Origin of the sequence: Lentzea californiensis (genome assembly GCF_024648825.1) — a bacterium.
Lineage (GTDB): Bacteria > Actinomycetota > Actinomycetes > Mycobacteriales > Pseudonocardiaceae > Lentzea > Lentzea californiensis.
On record NZ_JANBBE010000001.1, the window covers coordinates 799,521 to 818,964 of the forward strand.

21 protein-coding genes are annotated in these 19,444 nt (G+C 68.6%); 9 read left to right on the forward strand and 12 right to left on the reverse strand.

All coding sequences use genetic code 11. The annotated features are described in order from the left end of the window. Positions 1–28: 28 nt before the first annotated feature. The gene (locus LX88_RS04335; protein ID WP_258946534.1) at positions 29–445 is read right to left on the reverse strand and encodes a hypothetical protein; all 417 of its coding nucleotides are present in this window, start codon (positions 443–445) and stop codon (positions 29–31) included. Positions 446–562: 117 nt separating this feature from the next. Here LX88_RS04335 and LX88_RS04340 point away from each other — a divergent pair, with 117 nt between their 5' ends. Then, a complete protein-coding gene (locus tag LX88_RS04340) occupies positions 563–925 on the forward strand; it encodes a hypothetical protein (protein WP_258946535.1) in 363 nt (120 codons plus the stop codon). On the opposite strand, the gene LX88_RS04345 is transcribed toward LX88_RS04340, so the two are convergent. Beyond that, on the reverse strand, positions 885–2,393 hold the full coding sequence (locus LX88_RS04345; protein WP_258946536.1) for a sodium:solute symporter family protein: 1,509 nt from the start codon (positions 2,391–2,393) through the stop codon (positions 885–887). The two genes, LX88_RS04340 and LX88_RS04345, sit on opposite strands and share 41 nt — an antisense overlap. A 242-nt stretch (positions 2,394–2,635) precedes the next feature. On the opposite strand from LX88_RS04345, the gene LX88_RS04350 reads away from it, so the two are divergent. The 3 genes from LX88_RS04350 to LX88_RS04360 all read left to right on the forward strand — a co-directional run bounded on the left by LX88_RS04350 (position 2,636) and on the right by LX88_RS04360 (position 5,984). Continuing rightward, positions 2,636–3,274: a LuxR C-terminal-related transcriptional regulator gene (locus tag LX88_RS04350; protein ID WP_258946537.1), complete on the forward strand. Its 639-nt coding sequence runs from the start codon at positions 2,636–2,638 to the stop codon at positions 3,272–3,274. 201 nt (positions 3,275–3,475) lie between these two features. Beyond that, positions 3,476–5,311, forward strand: coding sequence for an acyl-CoA dehydrogenase (locus LX88_RS04355; RefSeq protein WP_258946538.1), 1,836 nt, complete (start codon positions 3,476–3,478; stop codon positions 5,309–5,311). A gap of 226 nt (positions 5,312–5,537) precedes the next feature. Then, a complete protein-coding gene (locus tag LX88_RS04360) occupies positions 5,538–5,984 on the forward strand; it encodes a hypothetical protein (protein ID WP_258946539.1) in 447 nt (148 codons plus the stop codon). On the opposite strand, the gene LX88_RS04365 is transcribed toward LX88_RS04360, so the two are convergent. The 5 genes from LX88_RS04365 to LX88_RS04385 all read right to left on the reverse strand — a co-directional run bounded on the left by LX88_RS04365 (position 5,974) and on the right by LX88_RS04385 (position 11,465). Continuing rightward, positions 5,974–6,762: a DUF1206 domain-containing protein gene (locus LX88_RS04365; protein ID WP_258946540.1), complete on the reverse strand. Its 789-nt coding sequence runs from the start codon at positions 6,760–6,762 to the stop codon at positions 5,974–5,976. The genes LX88_RS04360 and LX88_RS04365 overlap by 11 nt on opposite strands. A gap of 47 nt (positions 6,763–6,809) precedes the next feature. Beyond that, positions 6,810–8,594: a VanW family protein gene (locus LX88_RS04370; RefSeq protein WP_372511248.1), complete on the reverse strand. Its 1,785-nt coding sequence runs from the start codon at positions 8,592–8,594 to the stop codon at positions 6,810–6,812. Positions 8,595–8,877: 283 nt separating this feature from the next. Continuing rightward, positions 8,878–9,171, reverse strand: a complete 294-nt coding sequence (locus tag LX88_RS04375) for a GroES family chaperonin (protein ID WP_084401587.1) — start codon at positions 9,169–9,171, stop codon at positions 8,878–8,880. A gap of 36 nt (positions 9,172–9,207) precedes the next feature. Continuing rightward, a complete protein-coding gene (locus LX88_RS04380) occupies positions 9,208–11,067 on the reverse strand; it encodes an NHL domain-containing thioredoxin family protein (protein WP_258946542.1) in 1,860 nt (619 codons plus the stop codon). After that, positions 11,067–11,465: a DUF4259 domain-containing protein gene (locus tag LX88_RS04385; protein ID WP_258946543.1), complete on the reverse strand. Its 399-nt coding sequence runs from the start codon at positions 11,463–11,465 to the stop codon at positions 11,067–11,069. Before LX88_RS04385 ends, LX88_RS04380 begins: the two co-directional genes overlap by 1 nt. Before the next feature lie 10 nt (positions 11,466–11,475). Between LX88_RS04385 and LX88_RS04390 the strand changes: the two genes are divergently transcribed. From LX88_RS04390 to LX88_RS04400, 3 genes are read left to right on the forward strand one after another with little or no spacing between them, the layout of a single operon-like run. Further along, complete coding sequence (locus tag LX88_RS04390; RefSeq protein ID WP_258946544.1) at positions 11,476–11,676, forward strand: hypothetical protein; 201 nt, start codon at positions 11,476–11,478, stop codon at positions 11,674–11,676. A 30-nt stretch (positions 11,677–11,706) separates the two neighbouring features. After that, positions 11,707–12,198: a hypothetical protein gene (locus LX88_RS04395; RefSeq protein ID WP_258946545.1), complete on the forward strand. Its 492-nt coding sequence runs from the start codon at positions 11,707–11,709 to the stop codon at positions 12,196–12,198. A gap of 11 nt (positions 12,199–12,209) precedes the next feature. Further along, positions 12,210–13,262 carry an NAD(P)-binding domain-containing protein gene (locus LX88_RS04400; protein WP_258946546.1) on the forward strand — a complete coding sequence of 351 codons (1,053 nt, stop codon included), beginning with the start codon at positions 12,210–12,212 and terminating at the stop codon, positions 13,260–13,262. Here the strand turns inward: LX88_RS04400 and LX88_RS04405 are convergent. After that, complete coding sequence (locus LX88_RS04405) at positions 13,259–13,927, reverse strand: dienelactone hydrolase family protein (RefSeq protein ID WP_258946547.1); 669 nt, start codon at positions 13,925–13,927, stop codon at positions 13,259–13,261. The two genes, LX88_RS04400 and LX88_RS04405, sit on opposite strands and share 4 nt — an antisense overlap. Positions 13,928–13,955: 28 nt before the next feature. Next, a complete protein-coding gene (locus LX88_RS04410; RefSeq protein WP_258946548.1) occupies positions 13,956–14,873 on the reverse strand; it encodes an SDR family NAD(P)-dependent oxidoreductase in 918 nt (305 codons plus the stop codon). 97 nt (positions 14,874–14,970) lie between these two features. Here LX88_RS04410 and LX88_RS04415 point away from each other — a divergent pair, with 97 nt between their 5' ends. After that, positions 14,971–15,633: a TetR/AcrR family transcriptional regulator gene (locus LX88_RS04415; RefSeq protein ID WP_258946549.1), complete on the forward strand. Its 663-nt coding sequence runs from the start codon at positions 14,971–14,973 to the stop codon at positions 15,631–15,633. A gap of 21 nt (positions 15,634–15,654) precedes the next feature. Next, complete coding sequence (locus LX88_RS04420; RefSeq protein WP_258946550.1) at positions 15,655–16,428, forward strand: HAD family hydrolase; 774 nt, start codon at positions 15,655–15,657, stop codon at positions 16,426–16,428. Between the two features lie 160 nt (positions 16,429–16,588). On the opposite strand, the gene LX88_RS04425 is transcribed toward LX88_RS04420, so the two are convergent. Genes LX88_RS04425 through LX88_RS04435 form a run of 3 tightly spaced genes read right to left on the reverse strand, consistent with a single transcriptional unit; the run spans position 16,589 to position 19,221 of the window. Then, entirely contained in the window at positions 16,589–16,933 is a 345-nt protein-coding gene (locus tag LX88_RS04425; protein WP_308203420.1) for an NTP pyrophosphohydrolase, read from the reverse strand. 14 nt (positions 16,934–16,947) lie between these two features. Then, a complete protein-coding gene (locus tag LX88_RS04430) occupies positions 16,948–18,318 on the reverse strand; it encodes a S28 family serine protease (protein WP_258946551.1) in 1,371 nt (456 codons plus the stop codon). A 51-nt stretch (positions 18,319–18,369) separates the two neighbouring features. Then, positions 18,370–19,221, reverse strand: a complete 852-nt coding sequence (locus LX88_RS04435) for an NAD(P)-dependent oxidoreductase (RefSeq protein ID WP_258946552.1) — start codon at positions 19,219–19,221, stop codon at positions 18,370–18,372. Between the last annotated feature and the right edge of the window lie 223 nt (positions 19,222–19,444).

Below are 19,444 nucleotides of genomic sequence, written 5' to 3' on the forward strand. Positions count from 1 at the left end.
GCATTTCCGGGTCAATCGTCTGGGAAAGTCAGTCGACCGGCAGGCCCCACGGCCGGCGGTCGAGCTCCGCCCAGCCGCCACCGCGCGCGAGCGCAGCGCGCACACCGGCCACGTGGTCAGCGAACGACGCCAGGTCCCCGTGCAGCAGTTCGGCGCGCTCGACGTCCAACGGGTGTGTGTCGTCGTGCCACAGGTCGACCGCGAACGAGGCGACGAACGACATCGACTGCAAGAGCTGCAGCAGGGCGATGGAAGGCCGTGCGGTCTCTGAGAGGTAGGAGAGGCGGATCTCCTCGCACACCGCCAGCAGCGACCGCACCTGGCGGATGGCGTCAGCCGGTGTGCCGTCCCACGACGGGTCCGGCCACACGCGGTCGCTCAGCTCCAGCCAGAGCCGCCAGCCCGTGGCGAGTTCCGCGTCGTCTGCGGGAGACCACTTACCCATGCATCCACTGTGCATGCGCGAGCGGAAAGAGTCTCGTGACGATGACGCACGCCACGGCAACCGATGCGCCACACGTACGTCTTGTAGCGCATGACGCGTTCCTGGCAAGGGCAAAGCGTGAAGAGCCTCGCACGAGGGCTCGCTCTGGGCGTGGTCCTCACGATGCTCGCCCTCCCCGCGCTCAGGTACGAGATCGCCGACCACGCCAACCTGCTGACGCGCGTGCTGGCCTACGGCTTCCTGCTCGTGCCCTTCGCGGTCGTGACGGTGCTGCGGAGCGAGTACCCGGTCACGCACACGACCGGGCTGGTCGCCGGTGCGACGGTGGTGCTGGCGGGCACGGCGCAGACCTACACCGGTACGCCGATGCCCTACGTGTGGCTCGCGGCGGCGACCCTGTTCGGGTGCGCCGCCGCGAGGATCATGAGGAACGAACGGCTTACGCCTTCACCCGCTCCGGTTCCGGCTCGTCGGAGTTGAGCGAGTCGAGCAGGACGTCGCGCTCGGTGGAGGGCTCCTTCTTCAGGAAGCCGATGGACAGGTAGAGCACCAGCGAGAGCAGCAGCGGCCAGGACACGAGCACGCCCTTGGTGACCCAGGCGGCCTTGCTCAGCTGCTCGATGTAGAGGAACGCCCACATGCTCAGGCCGCCGACGACGGAGGCGATCGCCGCCGTCGAGCCGACCTTGCGGAACCACGGCAGCAGACCGAGCATCAACGGGATCGCGATCGGGCCCATCGTGGCGGCGACCAGGTCGACGACCACCTTGAGCACGAAGCCCTGGCCTCCGGACGCGATCGCGATGATCATGCTGACGCCGATGAAGGAGAAGGTCGTTATCCGGGCCAGCTTCAGCTGGTTGTCCGCGGAGAACGTCTTCACCTTCTTCCAGAGGTGGGGCAGCATGTCTCGGTTGATGACCGCGGCGATGACGTTCGCGTCCGACGACACCATGGCCATGGTGTGCGAGAAGAAGCCGGCCAGGACCAGGCCGATCATGCCCGCGGGCAGCATCTGCTTGCCCATCTCGATGTACGCGTTCTCCGCCTGCGCTCCCTCGAGGCCCGGCACGATCAGCGGCGCCGCCCACATCGGGAGGAACAGCACGAGCGGCCACACGAGCCACAGCGCGGACGAGAGCAGCGCGGACCGCTTGGCCGCGAAGCCGGACGGCGCGGCCATGTAGCGCTGCGCCAGGTTCCACATGCCGCCGTTGTACTCGAGCGTCTTGATCAGGAAGAGCGCCATGAGGAACGTCGACGTGTACGGGCCCGCCAGCGGGTCGCTGTGGCTCTCCGGGAGCTTGTCCCAGATCGTCACGGGGAAGTCCCAGCCGAGGGTGCTGGCGACGGCGAACAGCATCGCGAAGCCCGCGGCGGCCTGGATGATGAACTGGCCGAAGTCGGTGAGCGCGTCGGCCCAGAGGCCGCCGAGCACGGAGTAGATCATCGTGACCAGGCCGATGATGATGATGCCCCAGGTGATCGGGACACCCGCGAAGCCGCGCAGCAGGATCGAGACGGCCGCCCACTTGGCGGCGATGTCGACGACCTTGAGCAGAGCACCCGCGTAGGCCATGACCTGCTGGGTGGGCACGTTGTAGCGCTTCGCCAGGTACTCGAGCGGCGACTTGACGTCGTGCTTCGAGCGCAGCCGGTTCCAGCGCGGCGCGAACAGGAAGGCACCGATGCCGACGCCGATGCCGATCGTCAGCGACCACCACACGTAGACGGTGAGTCCGAGCCGGTACGCCTCAGAGGCGAACGCGACGAACATGACCGCGCTGTAGCCCGACATGTGGTGCGAGATGCCGGACAACCACCACGGCATCTTGCCGCCTGCCGTGAAGAAGTCGGCGATGTTGTGGACTCGCCCGCGCGACCAGAGTCCGATCCCGACCATCACGAAGAAATAGCCGACAACCACGATCCAATCGAGGGTGCCCATGTGACCTCCTTGCGTGCACACACGTGTGCCCGCGAGAGCACCAGGCCTCATGGCGGCGGAACCTGGCACATCCGCACGGGATATGTGACGTAGGTCTTACGAGATTGTTGCGGGGGGACGGAAGACCTTCGGCCGTCTTGAATCACATTCGTGATCCTTGTTCATCCACGTGAACCTATTATTCCGCGTCACACGTCCGAGGGAACGACGTCTCTCCTCCGAATGCACGAACGGAGGTGCTGATGCTCCCGCCCGGCCGGCCTGCCCCCGGCGTCGCGCTGATCGATCCCGTGCCGCTCTACCGCGAAGGCCTGTCCGCCCTGATCCGACGGACTCCCGGCCTGCGCTGGCTCGGTTCGACCGGCGACCTGCACGCCGCCGTTCGCCTGCGTGAACGACTGCGTCCCGACGTGCTGCTCATCGACTCCGTGCTCGACCCGGTCGGCCACCTGGCCCGGCTGCTGGCCGAGCGCGACCCGGCACTGCTGGTCATCGGACTGGTTCGGGACGCGCACTCGCACGCGAACTACGTGACGACCGCGTTGGAGGCGGGAGTCCGCGGCGTCGTGCCGCGCAGCGCCCAGCCCGAGCAGATAGTGCGCGTGATCGCGGAGACGATCCGCTCGCGCGGTTACGTGCACCCCGACCTGCGGCCGAAGGACCGGCCGACGCTGTCCAAGCGCGAGTACGAGGTGCTCACGCTCATCGCGGACGGCCTGGAGAACCAGCAGGTCGCGAACGAGCTGATCGTGTCCGTCGAGACCGTGCGGACCCACGTCAAGGGCATCCTGCGCAAGCTCAGCGCACGCGATCGGACGCACGCCGTGTCGCTCGCCTACCGGTCGGGGCTGCTGATCGGCCGTCCGGCCGTGCTCGAGTAGCCGGCGCCGCACTTCCCGAAATGGCCCCTCTGCGTCCGGCACGCGTCTGACCGGCCCTCATGCCCGATTCAGGTCACTCGGAGGACTGTCTGGTTCGCCACCAGTGGGTGGTCGGCCTTGCCGGGGTTACTGTCGAGTAATACTCTGTTGTTACCGGTCAGTAGGCGACCCCGCCGCGACCCTGAGGAGTGAGCTGACGAGATGGGCCACTACAAGAGCAACGTCCGGGATCTCGAGTTCAACCTGTTCGAGGTCTTCAACGTGCAGGACCACCTCGGCACGGGGCCGTTCGAGCAGTCCGACGAGGACACTGCGCGCAGCGTGCTGGCCGAGGTGAAGAACCTCGCGGAGGGTGTCCTCGGGGACTCCTTCGTCGACGCCGACCGCAACCCGCCGGTGTTCGACCCGGCGACGCACTCGGCCACCCTGCCGGAGTCGCTGAAGAAGTCGTACCAGGCGGTGTGGGACGGCGAGTGGTACCGCCTGTTCCTGCCGAACGAGCTGGGCGGCTTCGGCACCCCGCCGTCGGTCACGTGGGCCGCGTCCGAGCTGCTGCTCGGTGCGAACCCGGCCGTCTACATGTACCTGGCGGGTCCGAGCTTCGCGACGGTCGTCTACAACAACGGCACTGAGCGCGACAAGCATTGGGCTCAGCTGATGATCGACCGCGGCTGGGGCGCCACGATGGTGCTGACCGAGCCGGACGCCGGTTCCGACGTCGGCGCCGGCCGCACCAAGGCCTTCAAGCAGGCTGACGGTTCCTGGCACATCGACGGCGTGAAGCGCTTCATCACGTCCGCCGACCAGGACCTGACCGAGAACATCATGCACATGGTGCTCGCGCGTCCCGAGGGCGAAGGCGTCGAGGCGCGGCCCGGTACCAAGGGCCTGTCGCTCTTCCTGGTGCCGAAGTTCCACTTCGACCCGGAGACCGGTGAGCTTGGCGAGCGCAACGGCGCCTTCGTCACCAACGTCGAGCACAAGATGGGCCTCAAGGCGTCCACCACGTGCGAGCTGACGTTCGGCCAGCACGGCGTGCCCGCCAAGGGCTGGCTGCTGGGCGAGGTGCACGACGGCATCGCGCAGATGTTCGACGTCATCGAGTACGCCCGCATGATGGTCGGCACGAAGGCCATCGCGACGCTGTCGACCGGTTACCTGAACGCGCTGTCCTACGCCAAGGAGCGCGTGCAGAGCGCCGACCTGACGCGCATGACGGACAAGACCGCGCCCCGCGTCACCATCACCAACCACCCCGACGTCCGCCGCAGCCTGATGCTGCAGAAGGCGTACGCCGAGGGCCTGCGCGCCGTGTACCTGTACACCGCGACGCAGCAGGACAAGGTGATGCTCGGCGGCGACGACGCCAAGCTGGCGGCCCAGGTCAACGACCTGCTGCTGCCGATCGTCAAGGGCGTCGGCTCGGAGCGCGCGTACGAGCAGCTGGCGCAGTCGCTGCAGACGCTGGGCGGCTCGGGCTTCCTGCAGGAGTACCCGATCGAGCAGTACATCCGCGACGCGAAGATCGACTCGCTGTACGAGGGCACCACGGCCATCCAGTCGCTGGACTTCTTCTTCCGGAAGATCATCCGCGACAAGGGCCAGGCGCTCACGTTCATCAACGGCGAGATCCAGAAGTTCCTCGACAACGAGGGCGGCAACGGCCGCCTGAAGGAGGAGCGGGCGCTGCTCAAGCAGGGTCTCGAAGACCTGCAGGGCATGCTCGGCGCGCTGGTCGGCTTCCTGACCACCTCGCAGGAGGACGTCCGCAACCTCTACAAGGTCGGCCAGAACTCGGTCCGCCTGCTGATGACCGCGGGTGACGTCCTCGTCGGCTGGCTGCTGCTGCGCCAGGCCGAGGTCGCGCTGGAGAAGCTCGGTGGCACGCCGTCCGCCAAGGACAAGGCGTTCTACGAGGGCAAGATCGCGGTGGCGTCGTTCTTCGCGAAGACCGTGCTGCCGGAGCTCACCGCCCGTCGCAAGATCGCGGAGTCCACGGACAACGCGCTGATGGACATCGACGAGAGCGTTTTCTAAGCGCTTTCAAGGGACTACGGGTCCTCACACCTCCTGCCCGGGGTGCGAGGACCCGTTTTTCATTGCTACGCCAGGAGGAGCGGACCGGCCACCGCGCCGACCGCAGACCCGACCCTGGATGCGTCAGGACTCGGCATGGCCCGCACGCCAGCGCGATCACCTCACGTGATGCAGCTTGACTTCGTTGTCAGTTGACACGCCCTCGTTCGGAATCAAAGATTGGCCGGTGTTCCTGAACCTGCTGCTGTCGCTCGCGATCGTCGGCGTCGTGGCGCTCGCGACGATCGTCCTGCGACGCCTCAAGAACCGGCAGGTGCGCCAGGACGCGCTGTGGTTCGGGTACGAGCAGCACATGAACGAGCTGCGCGAGGCGTCGCCGGAAGCGGAGATGGCGCGGGTCGCGCAGGTGTACCAACGGGCGAAGAGCGGCACCAAGGCCGTGATCGCGTGGGAGCGCACGGGGGTCGAGCAGGACTCGTGGTTCGAGGGGGCGAACCCGAGTCCCGGTGACCTCCTGCTGCTGCGCGGCAGCGCCGGCTGGGGGCCGGACTCCGCGAGTCCCAACGTCTTCTACGTGGCGCCGGGACAGGTGCTGTCGTCGATGACGGTGGAGGCGCAGGCGGCCGCGGCCCGGCATCGGCACAGGCGCGCGGCCACCGGCGTCACTCCTTGAGCGCTCGCGCGGCGGCGAAGCAGTAGACGCCGAACGCGGCGATGCCGATCGCCACCGCGGACAGCAGGAACATGCCGTAAGGCTGTGCCGCCAACGTTTTCAGGGCCTTGTCCATGCCGCCGGACTGCTGGGGGTCGGCGTTGATCGCGGCGAGTCCGACGAGGACGCCGATCACGCCGTACGCGGTGCCCTTGCCGATCCAGCCGATCCGGCCGACGGGTTCGATCCACGACGGCGCACGGCTCATGTCGAGGTCCTTCTCGAAGGACTTCTTGATGCCCTTGTAGATGATCACGCCGGCGATGCAGAGGATGCCGATCGCCACGGCGCCGACGAGGAACTGGCCGGCGGGCAACGCGAGCACCTGAGCGGTGAGCTCTTGCTGCTGCTGGTTCTGGTCGCCGGAGCCACCGCCAGTCGCGTACTTGAACGCACCCAGCGCGATACCGGTCGCCGTGACGGCGCGGGCCGCGGACCCGATGCGCTTGGAGATCCGCTTCCGCTTCTTCCCGATGTACGTGTAACCCACGAACGCGAGAAGCAGCTGCCACAAGGCGAAGAAGACAAGCCCGATGCCGAGTGTCCACAGCAACCACTCGCCACCCTGCGCGATGTCACTCACCGCGCCTTTCGAGTCGGCCTGTTCGGAGTCACCGAACGCGACCTGGATCGCGAGCCACGCCACAAGGACGTGCACGACCCCGTACAGCACCATTCCCGCCCGTCCGAGCGTCTGGACGACGGGGTGTCTTCGCGCCTCTTGCGCAACAGTGGCCACGAACGGGTGACTACCCGCGCGTGGCCACTGTCAACCTGAAAGTTCGCTCAGCCGCCGGGTGGCGGCTCGCAGATGATCTTGAACTGCGGGTCGTAGCGGACCGTGCGCGACTCGTTGCGCGACTGGCCCGTGCGGCGGTCCGTGATCGTGCGGGTGTCCGTCACCGAGAAGCCGGGGGAGCCGTTGCTCGCGGAGCACGGGGTCTTGTTGACCTTCTTCTCCTGCGGCTGGGTGGGGTTGAAGTCGCCGCTGGTCGAGCCGGTGACGTCGTAGTTCTTGGTGCCCCAGAGCTTGATCGTGATCGAGGAGCCCGTCCAGATCGTCTGGATGGCGACGCCCGTGTCGTCCGGGTTCGTGAAGGCGATGTCGATCAGGCTGTTGCCCGCGCCGTCCATGAACACGGTGGCCTCGCGGCCCTTCGGGTACCGCGTGATCCAGTAGCTGTGCTCCTTGTGGCCCGCGTCCTTCATGCCCGCGTAGTAGTACGCGTTGTAGAGCGTGGTCGCGAACTGCGAGATACCGCCACCGACCGCCATCCCGGGGATGCCGTTCTCGATGATGCCCGCCTCGACGTAGCCCTGCGCGGTGCCGCGCGGACCGGTGTACTTGTTGAGGCTGAACGTCTCCTTGGGCTTCACGATCGCGCCGTTGACCTTCTCGGCCACGACCCGGATGTTGACGCCCGACGCCGGGGCGAAGCCACCGGTCGAGAACTCGCCGATGACCTCCTTGATGCCCATCTTGTTCGCCTGCTCGGTGGTGACCTTCGCGGGCGTGTGCTTGTACTCGAACTTGACCTCGCGCGCGTCCGTCTTCTTCAGCGTGTCGAAGTAGGGCTGGAGGTTCTTGTCCCAGTCGAGGTCGAGGCCGTCCACCGACGGCTTGACCGTCGGCCTGCCGCCCTCGAAGACGATCTCGGCGTCCTTGCCCTGCTTGACCGTGTCCTTGAGCTGAGGCGTGGTGACCTCGGCGAGCTTGTCCTTGTTCGGCGTGACGTTCAGCGCGCCACCCTCACCGGGGGCGAAGGCCAGCGTGGTGCCGATCTGCTCCGGCGTGAGCGTCGCGTCCTTGCCCTCGCCCTTGATGACGACCGGACCGGACACCGCGGTCTTCACGACCTCGTTGAGCGCCTTCTCGACGCCCTCCTTGGTCGTCTTGACCGGGGTGAAGTCCATCGGGACCTCGACCGGGCCGCCGGACGCCCAGTTCGCGACGACCGCGCCCACGGCGTCCTCGGCCTTGAGCTTCTGGCCGTCGTGCGGCTCGACGGCGACGGGATTCGCGCCCTCGAACTTGATGGTGCCCTCGATCGGCTCGTGGTCGAGCTTGGGGCGCAGGGCCTCCAGCGCGCCGGACACCTTCGCGTCGTCGGCCTTCGTCGCGACACCGACCTCGCGGCTGGTGAAGAACGAGGTGACGCGCGTGAACGGGCTGAGCGGCTGGCTGCCGGCACGCTCGATCGTGCTGTTCCAGTCGAGTTCCAGGCCCGCGGCCTTCGGGTCGAGCTCGGACGTGACGTCGCCGGCCTTGAGCGCGACGGGCTTGTCCAGGCGCGGGCCGATCTCGTCGCGCAGCTTCTTCTCGGCCTCGTCGTGGCTCATGCCACCGACATCGACGCCCGCGACCGTCACGCCGCGTGGCACGTTGCCGCTGGAGACGAGCATGTCGAGGCCGTAGAGCAGACCGAAGGCGCCGACCACGGCCGCGGCCACGATCAACGCCTTCTTCTTCGTGTTCTTGGGCGGGACCTCGTCCTCGCCGGGCTCGATCATCACGGGCCCGTAGACGCCGGAGTCCTCCGGCTGCGGCTCGGGCGGCGCCACCGGCTTCATGTACTCCGTGGCGTCCTCGCCGGCCGGGAACCCGACACCGGGCACAGCCGCGGTGACGGTCGGCTCGTTCGAGTCCGGCTCCTCAGACGGCCAAGCCTCGGTCGAGGCGTCCACCTGGACCGGTGCGATCTTGGTCGTCTGCTCCGAGGACGTGCCGCCGGGACCCACCGGAGGCATCGCTCTCGTCTTGTCAGCGTCGTACGGCACAGCTCTCCCCGTTGCCCTGTCTCTCCTGAGGTGGCATATGTGTGCAGCTATCAGGCGTCGATCACGAACCGGCGGCTCATAGGTACAGACCAGTACCGTGCTCGGTGAGCTCCGTCGCAACCGCGTGCAGATCGCGTTCCCTCATCACGAGATACGTGGTGCCGTGCACCTCGACCTCAAGCTGATCTTCCGGGTTGAACATCACCCGGTCCCCGACCTTCACGTGGCGCACGCTGGTACCGACTCCGAACACATCACCCCACGCCAACCGCTTCGCCATCTGGGCCGTAGCGGGGATCACGATGCCTCCGCTGGAACGCCGCTCGCCGTCCTCGGGCGAGATGCGGACCATCACACGGTCGTACAGCATCTGGATCTCGAGCTTGACATCAGGCACCAGCAGAGTCTACGTGCCTTGTGGACCGTCCTCGTCCATGCCGCCCATCAGCAGCGGCAGCCGGGTAGGTGCATCGGCAACAACTCGAACTGGGACCCCCCAGTCCTGCCTGGTCAGACGGCACACCGGGTGTTCGTCGGCAGGATCGTCACTGCAACTGGCCGCCTGCGCTACGACGTGCAGAACGCCGTTCGTGACCTGATCGTTGATCCGCAACGCCCGTACCAGTTCGGTGCCGGCGCCGGCGCCCTCCAGGATCAGCTCAGGGGGTGAACTGGTGATCTCCAAACGGGTGGACGGTCCGTACCTTTCGTCCAGTTTCGTCCCGGTCGACGGCGTGAAGACGACCGCGAGCTCGAACTCGCCCGGCCCGATGTCCGTGGAGGGCCGCTTCACCTCGTGGGCCGCGCCGTCGATCTTCGTGGCGGACGCCGCGAACCGTTCGAGCCGGTGGGCGGCGCTCGCGACGACGACGAGCTCTCCGTCGACGAGGAGCGCGTCCGACGGCTCGGCGATGTCCGTGGCGATGGTGGTCAGGGTGTTCGTCGCGGGGTCGAAACGCCTGATCGCGTTGTTGTAGGTGTCGCTGATGACGACCGAGTGGTCGGCGAGAACCGTGACGCCCAGCGGGTGCTGCAGCAGCGCCTCGTCCGCGTCGCCGTCCTTGTGCCCGAACGCGAACAACCCCTTGCCGACGACGGTGTGGACCTCGCCGTTCTCGAGGTAGCGCAACGCGCTCGTCTCGGAGTCGACCATCCACAGCCGGTCGCCGTCCGCCGCCAGCCCGGACGTCTGCGCGAAGAAGGCCCCTTCGGCCGGACCGTCGTTGATGCCCTCGACGGTGGTGCCGGCCAGCCGCCTGACGGAGTTGGTCTCGGGGTCGAAGAAGCTCAGCGTGTGGTTGCCGGCCATCGCGATCGCGACACCGCCGTTCCACCACGCCACGTCCCACGGGCTCGTCAGATCGATCTTGTCGGCCGGCCCGTCGGTCTCGCCGTCGCGCCACTGCTCACCGGTGCCCGCGAGCGTCGTGACCTCACCGGTTTCGAGGTCGAGGCCGCGCAGGAGGTGGTTGACCGTGTCGGCGACGACGACCTGGTCGGTGCCAGGAACGAGGGCGAGACCCGCGGGCTCGGAGAAGGTGGGGTTCAGGCCGTCCCGCCGGCCGCGCTCGCCGGTGCCGATGCGGCGGAGGACGGTCTCACCGTCCGCTTCGAGCTCCACGATGCTGTGGTGCGCCGAGTCGCTGACGAGGATCGTGCCGCTCGGCGTCACGAGGGCCTTGGCGGGGAAGCGGAGCGTGGTGTCCTCCGGCTCCGGCGCCTGGTACGGACCTCGGCCGCGGTGCAGCGTGCCCTTCTCGTCGTGCTCCTCGACCAGTTCCCCGATGATGGTCCTCAGCGCCTCGACATGGCCCTCACCGGCGGCGACGTGCACGACGTAGCCCTCGGGGTCGACCAGGGTCAGCGTCGGCCACGCCTTCACGGCGTAGTTCTGCCACGTCGTGAGCTCCGGGTCGTCCAGGACCGGGTGGTGCACCCCGTACCGCTCGACGGCGGCCTTGAGCGCCTCGGGGTCGGCCTCGTGCACGAACTTCGGCGAGTGCACGCCGATCGTGACCAGGACGTCCTCGAACTCCTCCTCCAGCGGGCGCAGCTCGTCGAGGACGTGCAGGCAGTTGATGCAGCAGAACGTCCAGAAGTCGAGCAGCACGATCTTGCCGCGCAGGTCCTTGAGGCTGACCGCGGTGCCCCCGGTGTTCAGCCAGCCGCGTCCGACCAGCTCAGGGGCTCGGACACGGGCACGGCGCTTCACAGTCGTCACGGCCGTATCCAACACTGTGGACGGTCGCGCTGTTCCGGCGTCCATCACGTGAGAAGGACGGCCTTGAGGTCGGTGACGCCCTTCCGGAACAGCGGGCCGTGGCCGGCGTCGTCCCACAGCTCGGTGAGCTCCGACTCCGGTGCCAGCACGCGGTCCAGCGCCTGAACGGCGAGAGGCCGCAGATCAGTCGAGAACACCGGCAGCGGCTCGTGCGGGCCGTAGGCCGTGACCGGCTTACCGCCTGGGCACTGCGCGGCGATCAAGGCCGCCGAGGCCACGGCCGCGCACGCTTCGTCGCTGTCGAGGTAGCCCTCGCTCTCGATCGTGCTGATCAGCGCGGTGCGGACGATGTTCTCGCGCTCGCTCTCGAGCGCTTTGTCCAGCTTGCCGGAGAAGTCCGCGGCCGTGTCGTTGTCGAAGTGTCCGATGTCCCAGGTTCCCATGCCGGTGATCATGGCAGCGAGCACCGACAAAAACGCTCACGGCAGCTTCAGGCCCGGCTTCTCCCCCTCGTCGAACACCGGCGCCACGGAGATGACCGCCTCGGACAGGTCCACCTCGCCGCCGTTGAACTCCCGCTCCCTCGAAGCGCACGCGGCCGGCGCGGAACTCGGCGCCGTCGAACGTCACCCGTGCGCCGTCGAAGTCGGCTGAGCGCAGGACTGCGCGGACCAGGTCGAAGTCGTGGCCCTGCCAGCTGAACGGCGCGTCTTCGCACAGGTGGCGGGAGATCACGCTGGTGATCGCCAGGCGCACCTCGGACTCGGCGTCGAGGTACCACTCCGACTCCAGCGCCGGCTCGTAGGGGATGCGCAGGTAGGCGCAGAGCACGTCGATGCAGACCTGGCGTTGCGCGGTCCACTCGTCGGCCAGGGCGGCGAGGGCGTAGACGCCGGCGAGGCGGACAGTCGGCGACTCGTTGCCGATCTGGTTGCAGGCGGCGCCGAAGCGTTCGTTGCGCAGCTTCGTCAGTTCGCGGGTCTCGGCGGACTCGCTGATGCGTTGTTTCCGGTAGGCGACGACGAGCGCCACGACGCAAAGACCGCTAGGCCGATCAGCACGACCAGGCCGATGTGCCTCTTGATCGACCAGAGCAGGCCGGAATCCACGGGGTGGACGTTGGTTGACGCGAACCCGCCGGTAGCCCTCATCATGGGACGCGGACCGCCCGCCTGAACCTTTTCGCCGTGGTCGGCGTAGAGGACGCCGGGAGGTGCGTGATGGTGGAGTACCTGGTGGTCGGTGCAGGTCCGGCGGGCTTGCAGATGGGGCGATTTCTACACCGTGCAGGCCGCGACTACCTGATCGTCGAGCAGGAACCGGAGCCGGCGAGCTTCTTCCGGACGTTTCCGCGGCACCGCGTGCTCTCGACGGACGACAACTGGCTGTTCGAGGGTGTGCCGTTCGCGCGCTACAGCAAGCGGTCCTTTCCCGACGCGGACGACCTGGTGCGGTACCTGGAGGACTTCGCGCGGCCGTTGAACGTCCGCTACGGCACGCCGGTCAGCGATCTGGGGCGGTACGAGGCGCGGCACGTCATCGTCGCGACCGGCAAGAAGCCCCACGTGCCAGGGGTTCCCGGCTTCGAGCACGCCGAGACGTACGCGAGCGCGAGCACCGACCCGACCGAGTACGCGGGCAGGCGCGTGCTGATCGTCGGGCGGGGGCCCAGCGCGTTCGAGACGGCCGACAACATCGCGTCCACAGCACGGCTCACGCACACGGTCGGGCGGTCCGTGCAGCGGATCAGCAAGGAGGGCAACGAGTTCGTCGCGACGATCGACGGCACCGGGGAGCTGCGGTACGACAAGGTCGTCGTGTGCGCCGGGTTCCGCAGGGACACCGCGCTGGACGGTCCCGGCGTGCACGTGCTCGGCGGCGACTCGATCAAAGCGATCCGGCACGCCGCCAGGGCGTTGCACCGGTCGCTGGAGGCCGAGCACCACGGGGTGCCGTGGCCGCACCGCCGGTTGCGCAGCCGGCCGGACGCGCTGGCGGCCACGATCGCCACGCGGGCGAGCGAGATCCCGGACGGCCTGGCGGACGTCGTTGTGACGCAAGGGCAGCACGCGCTGCTCTACGACGAGATGCCCACCACCGAACGGAACGGGTTCGTCGTCACGAGCACGCAGGTGAGGCACTACCGGCGCAACGAGCTGATCGCGGTCGAGCGCCGGTTGCACCGCAAGCCGCTGGAGAGGTTCTTCTCGCAGCAGCTCGCGGTGCCGTGCATTTCCTAGACGGGAAGCGTGCGCGCGAGGAACTTCGTGGAGACGTCCCACGCGCGGTCCGCGGCGTCCTTGTCGTACCAGGGGCCCAGGTGGTTGAGGAACGCGTGGCCCGCGGCCTCCAGGTGGATCTCGGCGCCCTCGTGCGACGGCACCGCGTCCACGACCTTCTGGTAGCCGGTGATGAACGCGTCCTCGGTGCCGAAGACGAACTGGATCGGGCACGACACCTGGTCGAGCGTGCCGATCTGGTCCGGCACGCCAGAGCCGTAGAACGAGACGGCGGTGTCCGGGTCGGAGGCGGTGGCCGCGGCGTAGGCCAGGGTGCCGCCGAGGCAGAAGCCGAGCACGCCGACGCCGCCGGTCACCTCGGGCAGGCCGCGCAGGTACTGCACGGACTTGACGACGTCCTGCACGGCGAGCGGGAAGTCGAGGTTGCCGACGACCTCCATCGACTTCGCGATGCCCGCCTCGTCGTGCTCGCCGACCCAGCCCGGCTGGAAGCGGTGGAAGAGCTCGGGCACGGCCACGACGTAGCCGAGCGCGGCGAGCTTCTCCGCGATGCCGCGCAGGTACCCGTCCAGGCCGAAGATCTCCTGGATCAGCACGATGCCGGGGCCGGAACCGGACTCCGGGAGCCAAACCGGCAACGGCATGTCGTCAACTCGATGGGTCATGCACCCGATCTTGCCCGAGTTCCCCCGGTCACCGGCCCACGACCTCCACCGACGTGCCGGTGAGGCGTTCGGCCTCGGCCCACAGCCGGGCGGCCACTGCCTTGTCCCTCGCAGCCCGCGGCATCGAGGCGGGCCTGGTCGGGCCGACGAGCGCCCAGCGCGGTCCGAAGTAGCCACCGGCGACCACCGAGGGGTCGGCCGCCGCGTGCAGGAGCGGTTCGGTGCCCTGCTCGACGCCCTGCGAGGGCACGACCCGGTACCCCACCGACTCGAGGAGACCGGGCTTGCCGCCGTTGAGGCGAGGGCCCGAGGTCATCAGGTTGGTGCGGGTGTAGCCGGGGTGCGCGCCGACCGAGAGCAGCGGCCAGTCGTTCTCGGCCGCGAGGTCCGCCAGGCGCACCATCATCAGCAGGTCGGCCAGCTTGGAGTGCGCGTAGGCCAGCGTGGGGCTGTACCGGCGGCGTGACTGCAGGTCGTCGAAGTCGATCCGCCCGCGGTACGCGGCACCGCTGCTCATCGTCACGACCCTCGGCGCGGGCGCCGCCAGCAACAACGGCAGCAGGCGGACGGTCAGGGCGAACGGGCCGAGGAAGTTGCTGGCGAGCTGGAGCTCGAAGCCGTCGACGGTCTCGGTCCGCGCGGGCACGTTCATCACGCCGGCGTTGTTGACCAGGACGTCCAACGGCTCGCCCCCGGCGATCAGCTCCTCGGCGAACGTCCGCACCGATGCCTGGTCGGCCAGGTCGAGCCGCCGTACCTCCAGCCTGGCTCCGGGATGCGCGGCGAGGATCTCCGTCTCGGCTTGCCGGCCTTTGGCCTCGGTGCGCACCGCGAGGACGACATGGGCCCCGGCTCCCGCCAGCCGTTTGGCCGCTTCCTTGCCGGTGCCGCTGTTCGCGCCGGTGACGACGATGCGCTTTCCGTGCTGGTCAGGAACCTGGTACATCGCAACCCCTCCTTGAGGACTGACGGTCTCTTATTCCTCCAACATAACGGACCGTCGGTATCTTAGTAAAGTACCGCTGGTCTGTAACATGCGTGACATGAGCTTCCAGCGGGCGCGCACGGACGAGCAGCGCAGCGAACGGCGGCGGCAGATCCTCGCCGCCGCCGCCGCGATGCTCACCGAGATGCCGGTCGCCGAACTGACCCTCACCGCGCTCAGCCGCCGGGTCTGCCTGGCCAAGGCCAACGTCCTGCGCTACTTCGAGTCGCGGGAGGCGGTGCTGCTGGCGTTGCTGGAGGCGGAGATCGCGGACTGGATCGCGGAACTGGAGTCCGCGGCGTTCGCCGGCGATGGCACCGCACGGGAACGCGGAGACCGGCTGGCAGACCTCCTGGCCACCTCGCTGGTGCGCCGCCCCGCGCTGTGCGACCTGATCAGCGCCCAGTCCACCGTGCTGGAGCACAACATCTCCGCCGAGACCGCGCTCCAGCACAAGCGCGCCGTCCACGGGTACCTCGAGGCGCTCGTCCGGTTCGCCGGAACGCACCTCCCCGAACTGGGCGACGAGGACGCCGCCGCCCTGATGCGGACGGTCATGCTGGTCGCGGTCGCCGCCTGGCCGGCCAGCCGCCCCCCGCGGGCGGTCCTCGACGCCTACGCCGCCGATCCGGCCCTGGCCGTGATGTGCGTCGACTTCACCGACGTCGTGCGCCGCGCCGTCGAGGTGACGGCTTCCGGGCTTCTCGCCCGCGGCCGGTAGTCCCTGCCCGATAATCAGCCGATGATCAGGTTGATCGCGACCGACCTCGACGGCACGCTGCTGCAACCGGGCGGCGTGCTGAGCGATCGCACCCGCGCCACTCTTCACGCCGTCGACGCGGACGTCGTGGTCGTCACGGCGCGGCCGCCGCGGTTCGTGCAGGACCTAAAGCTGACCGGCACGGCGATCTGCTCCAACGGCGCGATGATCTACGACCTGACGAACCGCGAGGTCACGCACGCGCAGACGGTGCCGCTCGACGTCGTGCGGAAGGTGTCCGAGGCGTTGGCCGAGGTGATCCCGAACGTCGGCATCGCGGTCGAGACCGGCCTGGAAGTGTTGTCGGAGCCAGGTTTCCAGGGCTTTGGACCGAAGAATCCACACAGGACGCTCGAGCTGCTCGACCATGTCTTCGAGGAGGCGCACCAGGTCGTGCAGATGCTCGCGTGGGCACCGGACGCCGAGGTCGACCACATGATGGAGATCGCCAGGGAGGCCGTCGGGCAGCACGTCTCGGTCACGCACTCCGGCGGGCTCGGCCTGCTGGAGATCAGCCCGCCGGGCGTCTCGAAGGCCGCCACGCTCGAATCCCTGTGCAACACCAGGGGAATCGGCAAGCACGAGGTCGTCGCGTTCGGTGACATGCCGAACGACCTGTCGGTGCTCGGGTGGGCCGGCACGGCGTACGCGATGGGCAACGCGCACCCGCTCGTGAAGCAGGCCTGCACCAACCACGCGCCGCCGAACACCGAGGACGGCGTGGCGCAGGTCCTCGAAAGCCTCTTCAGGCTTTAGTGCCTGTATCGAAGTCTGGTTCGATGAGAGCTGCGCTTGAGGTGGTTCCTGGTGGTGCGGCCGGAGGGCCCGCATACCGGTGTTGTATGTGGGCCCTCCGGCCGTGCCGCCAGGGGCCGCCTCGGGCCCGGCTATCGCGGATCAGACTTCGATACAGGCACTAGCTGCGCGGCACCGAGGTGGGACCTGCCACCTCGGCCCCCAGCGCCACCACCCGCTGCCGCAACTCGCGGTCGGCGGTCACCACCGTCACCGCACGACCGGTGCCCTCGGCGCGCACGACCTCGACGATCGTGTCGTCACCGTCGCCGGGGGCCGAGACCACGCGGACGTCGTCGACGGAGGAAACGTTGCGCGCCTTGCCTTCCACGACCAGGACGACCTCCTCGTCACGGCCGCGCAGGGCGTCGCGGAGGCGTTCGGCCGCGCCCGCCCGGTCGCGCCACCACCCGTCGGGGACCGATCCCACGACGTTGGCTGCGTCAACCACGAGCAACGGCTTCACGCCTCCAGCGTGCCTCAGCCCCGGCGAGCCCGCAGCGCGTCCAGCGAGTCCGGGCCCTCGTCCACGGCAAGTGCCGCAACAGGAGCGGACGAAACGCCGGCCCAGCGCAGGACGGCGGCCGTCGCGGCGGCGCGTTCCTGTTCGGGCAGCTTCGCGATGTTCGCGCCGTGGTTGCCACCGGGCACCGTGAACGACAACGAGTCGCGCGTGCCCCGGCCGAGGCGGAACGGTTCCGCGCTCCACGGGTCGTTCTGGCCGTTCACGAACAGCAGCCGCGAACCCTGGTGGCGCACCCACGAGTCCACGTCCCGCATCGCCGACCGGTCGAACCGCGGGAACCTGATGTCCGGCGAGACCATCGAGCGCGGCATCGAGGAACCGGGGTGGCGCAGCAGGTCGCGCACGGCCGACTCGTCCGCTTCGGGCCAGCCGAGCTGCGTGCCCGCCTGGTAGTAGTACGCCGTGTAGGGCGCGACGCCGGCGTCGGTGTAGAAGTCCCAGCCCACGGTCGTGTCGATGAACTTCCAGAGGTCGTCGACCGAGGCGCCCGCACCGGGGACCAGTGCGCACTGCGCCTGCGTGCCGTACTGCCAGAACGTGAACGGCGTGTCGAGCACGAGGATCTCCAGCGCCTTGTGCGCGCCGCCGAACTGCTTGTACGTGTAGCCCCTGGCCTCCAGCCGCGAGACGAACTCGTCGCGGTGCTGCAGGACCTGCCGCTGCACGCCTTCCAGGCTGCGGTTGCACGCCGGGTCGTCGCCGACCTCGCGGATGAACTCGCCGTAGACGTCGCGGTCGTTGACCACGTCGTTCGGCGCCACGTACGCGATGGTCGCGTCGACGTCGCGCGGGAAGAACCTGCGGTGGTAGATCGACGTCATGCCGCCCTTGCTGGCACCCGTCGACAGCCACTTCGCGCCGTAGATCTTCTTGAAGGCGCCGACGATCCGGTGGTGGTCACTGGCCGCCTGCCAGATGTTCAGGTCGTCCCAGTCGGCCGGGGCGGGCCGCGACGGCGTGAAGAACCGCTGCTCGACGCTGATCTGGTTGCCGTCGACGAGCCGGGCGGGCTCGGACGGGCTGATCGTGCCGGACAGGTTGTAGCCGCTGGTGTGCAGCACCATCGGCTTCGATTCCGCCTTGTGCAGCAACGAGAAGCGTTGCTCGAACTTCAGGCCGCGCGGTCTGCGGTGGTCCGCGGGCTGCTGGATGCCGAGGACGAACGTCCGCGCGGTGCCGGACGTCCCTTCGCTGATGATCCGCACGCCGGGGATGCCGGCGATGCGGTCCTTGATGTCGGGAGCGGCGGACACGACTGCGGCGGTGGCCACGACCTGCGCCGATGCCAGGCCGAACGCCAGCAGGGAGCGTGCGAGTCTGTTCACCGAACCAAGCTATTGAGCCCGCACGCCCGCCGGACCGGCCGATCGTCGGGCTTATTCGTAGCTCGCGTAGTAAGACGCGGCCATGTCCTCGTCGCCGTGCCCCTTGGTGACAGCGCGGTTGAGCCGCGCGCTCGCCGCCTGCGCGACGTCGAGGTGCACGTTGGCGCGCACCGAGGCCTCGTTCACCAGCAAGGCGTCCTTCAGCGCGTTCTGCACGGTGAAGGCGGGCGGGAAGGACCGCTCGATGATCGCGTTGCCCTTGGTCTGCAGGTACGCGCAGTCCATCGCGCCACCGGACACGGCGTCGAGGAACAGCTTCGGGTCGATCCCGGACGCCTCCGCGAGCGACACGGCCTCGCCGACGGCGGCGGTCAGCGCGAGCACCCAGCTGTTCGCGACGAGCTTCAGCTTCGACGACGCCCCGGCCTCGCCGACCCACATCGTGCGTGCGCCGATCACGTCGAACACGGGCTGCACGCGCTCGCGCAGTTCATCGGCACCGGACGCGAGCACGACGAGCTTGCCCTCGGCGGCGGGCTTGGTGCTGCCGAGCACGGGCGCGTCGACGAACTCCAGGCCGAGCGACCGCGCCAAGGCGATGTGGTCCTCGGTGTACGCGACGCCGACCGTGGACGCCTGGATCCACACGGCGTTGTGCGACAAGGAGGACGCGGCGTCCTGCATGGCCGCGGTGACCGTGGCGCCGTCGTTCAGGACCGTCAGCACGACCTCGGCACCCTCGACGGCCTCAGCGGGGCTGCCGGTGACGGTGGCGCCCTTCGCGGCGAGTGGTTCGGCCTTGGCGCGCGTGCGGTTCCAGACCCGGACGGTGTGTCCGGCCGCGGCGAGGTTGGTTGCGATGGGGGCACCCATGAGGCCGGTGCCGAGCACGGCGATCTCCATGGACCCAGCAAACAAGAAACCTCGCGGTGCTGCCAGGTCGGGGGTCCGACAGCACCGCGAGGTCAACAGTGACATCGGCGGACCGACGTGCGCTGTTACAACGCCATCATACTGTGGCGTGGATCACGTTTAACAGGATGAATGAAACCCCTGGAGCGCGGGAGGTGCTCCAGGGGTTCCCGTTTGGGGAGGCACTCGCGACGGGGCGCCGCGCGAGTGCCGG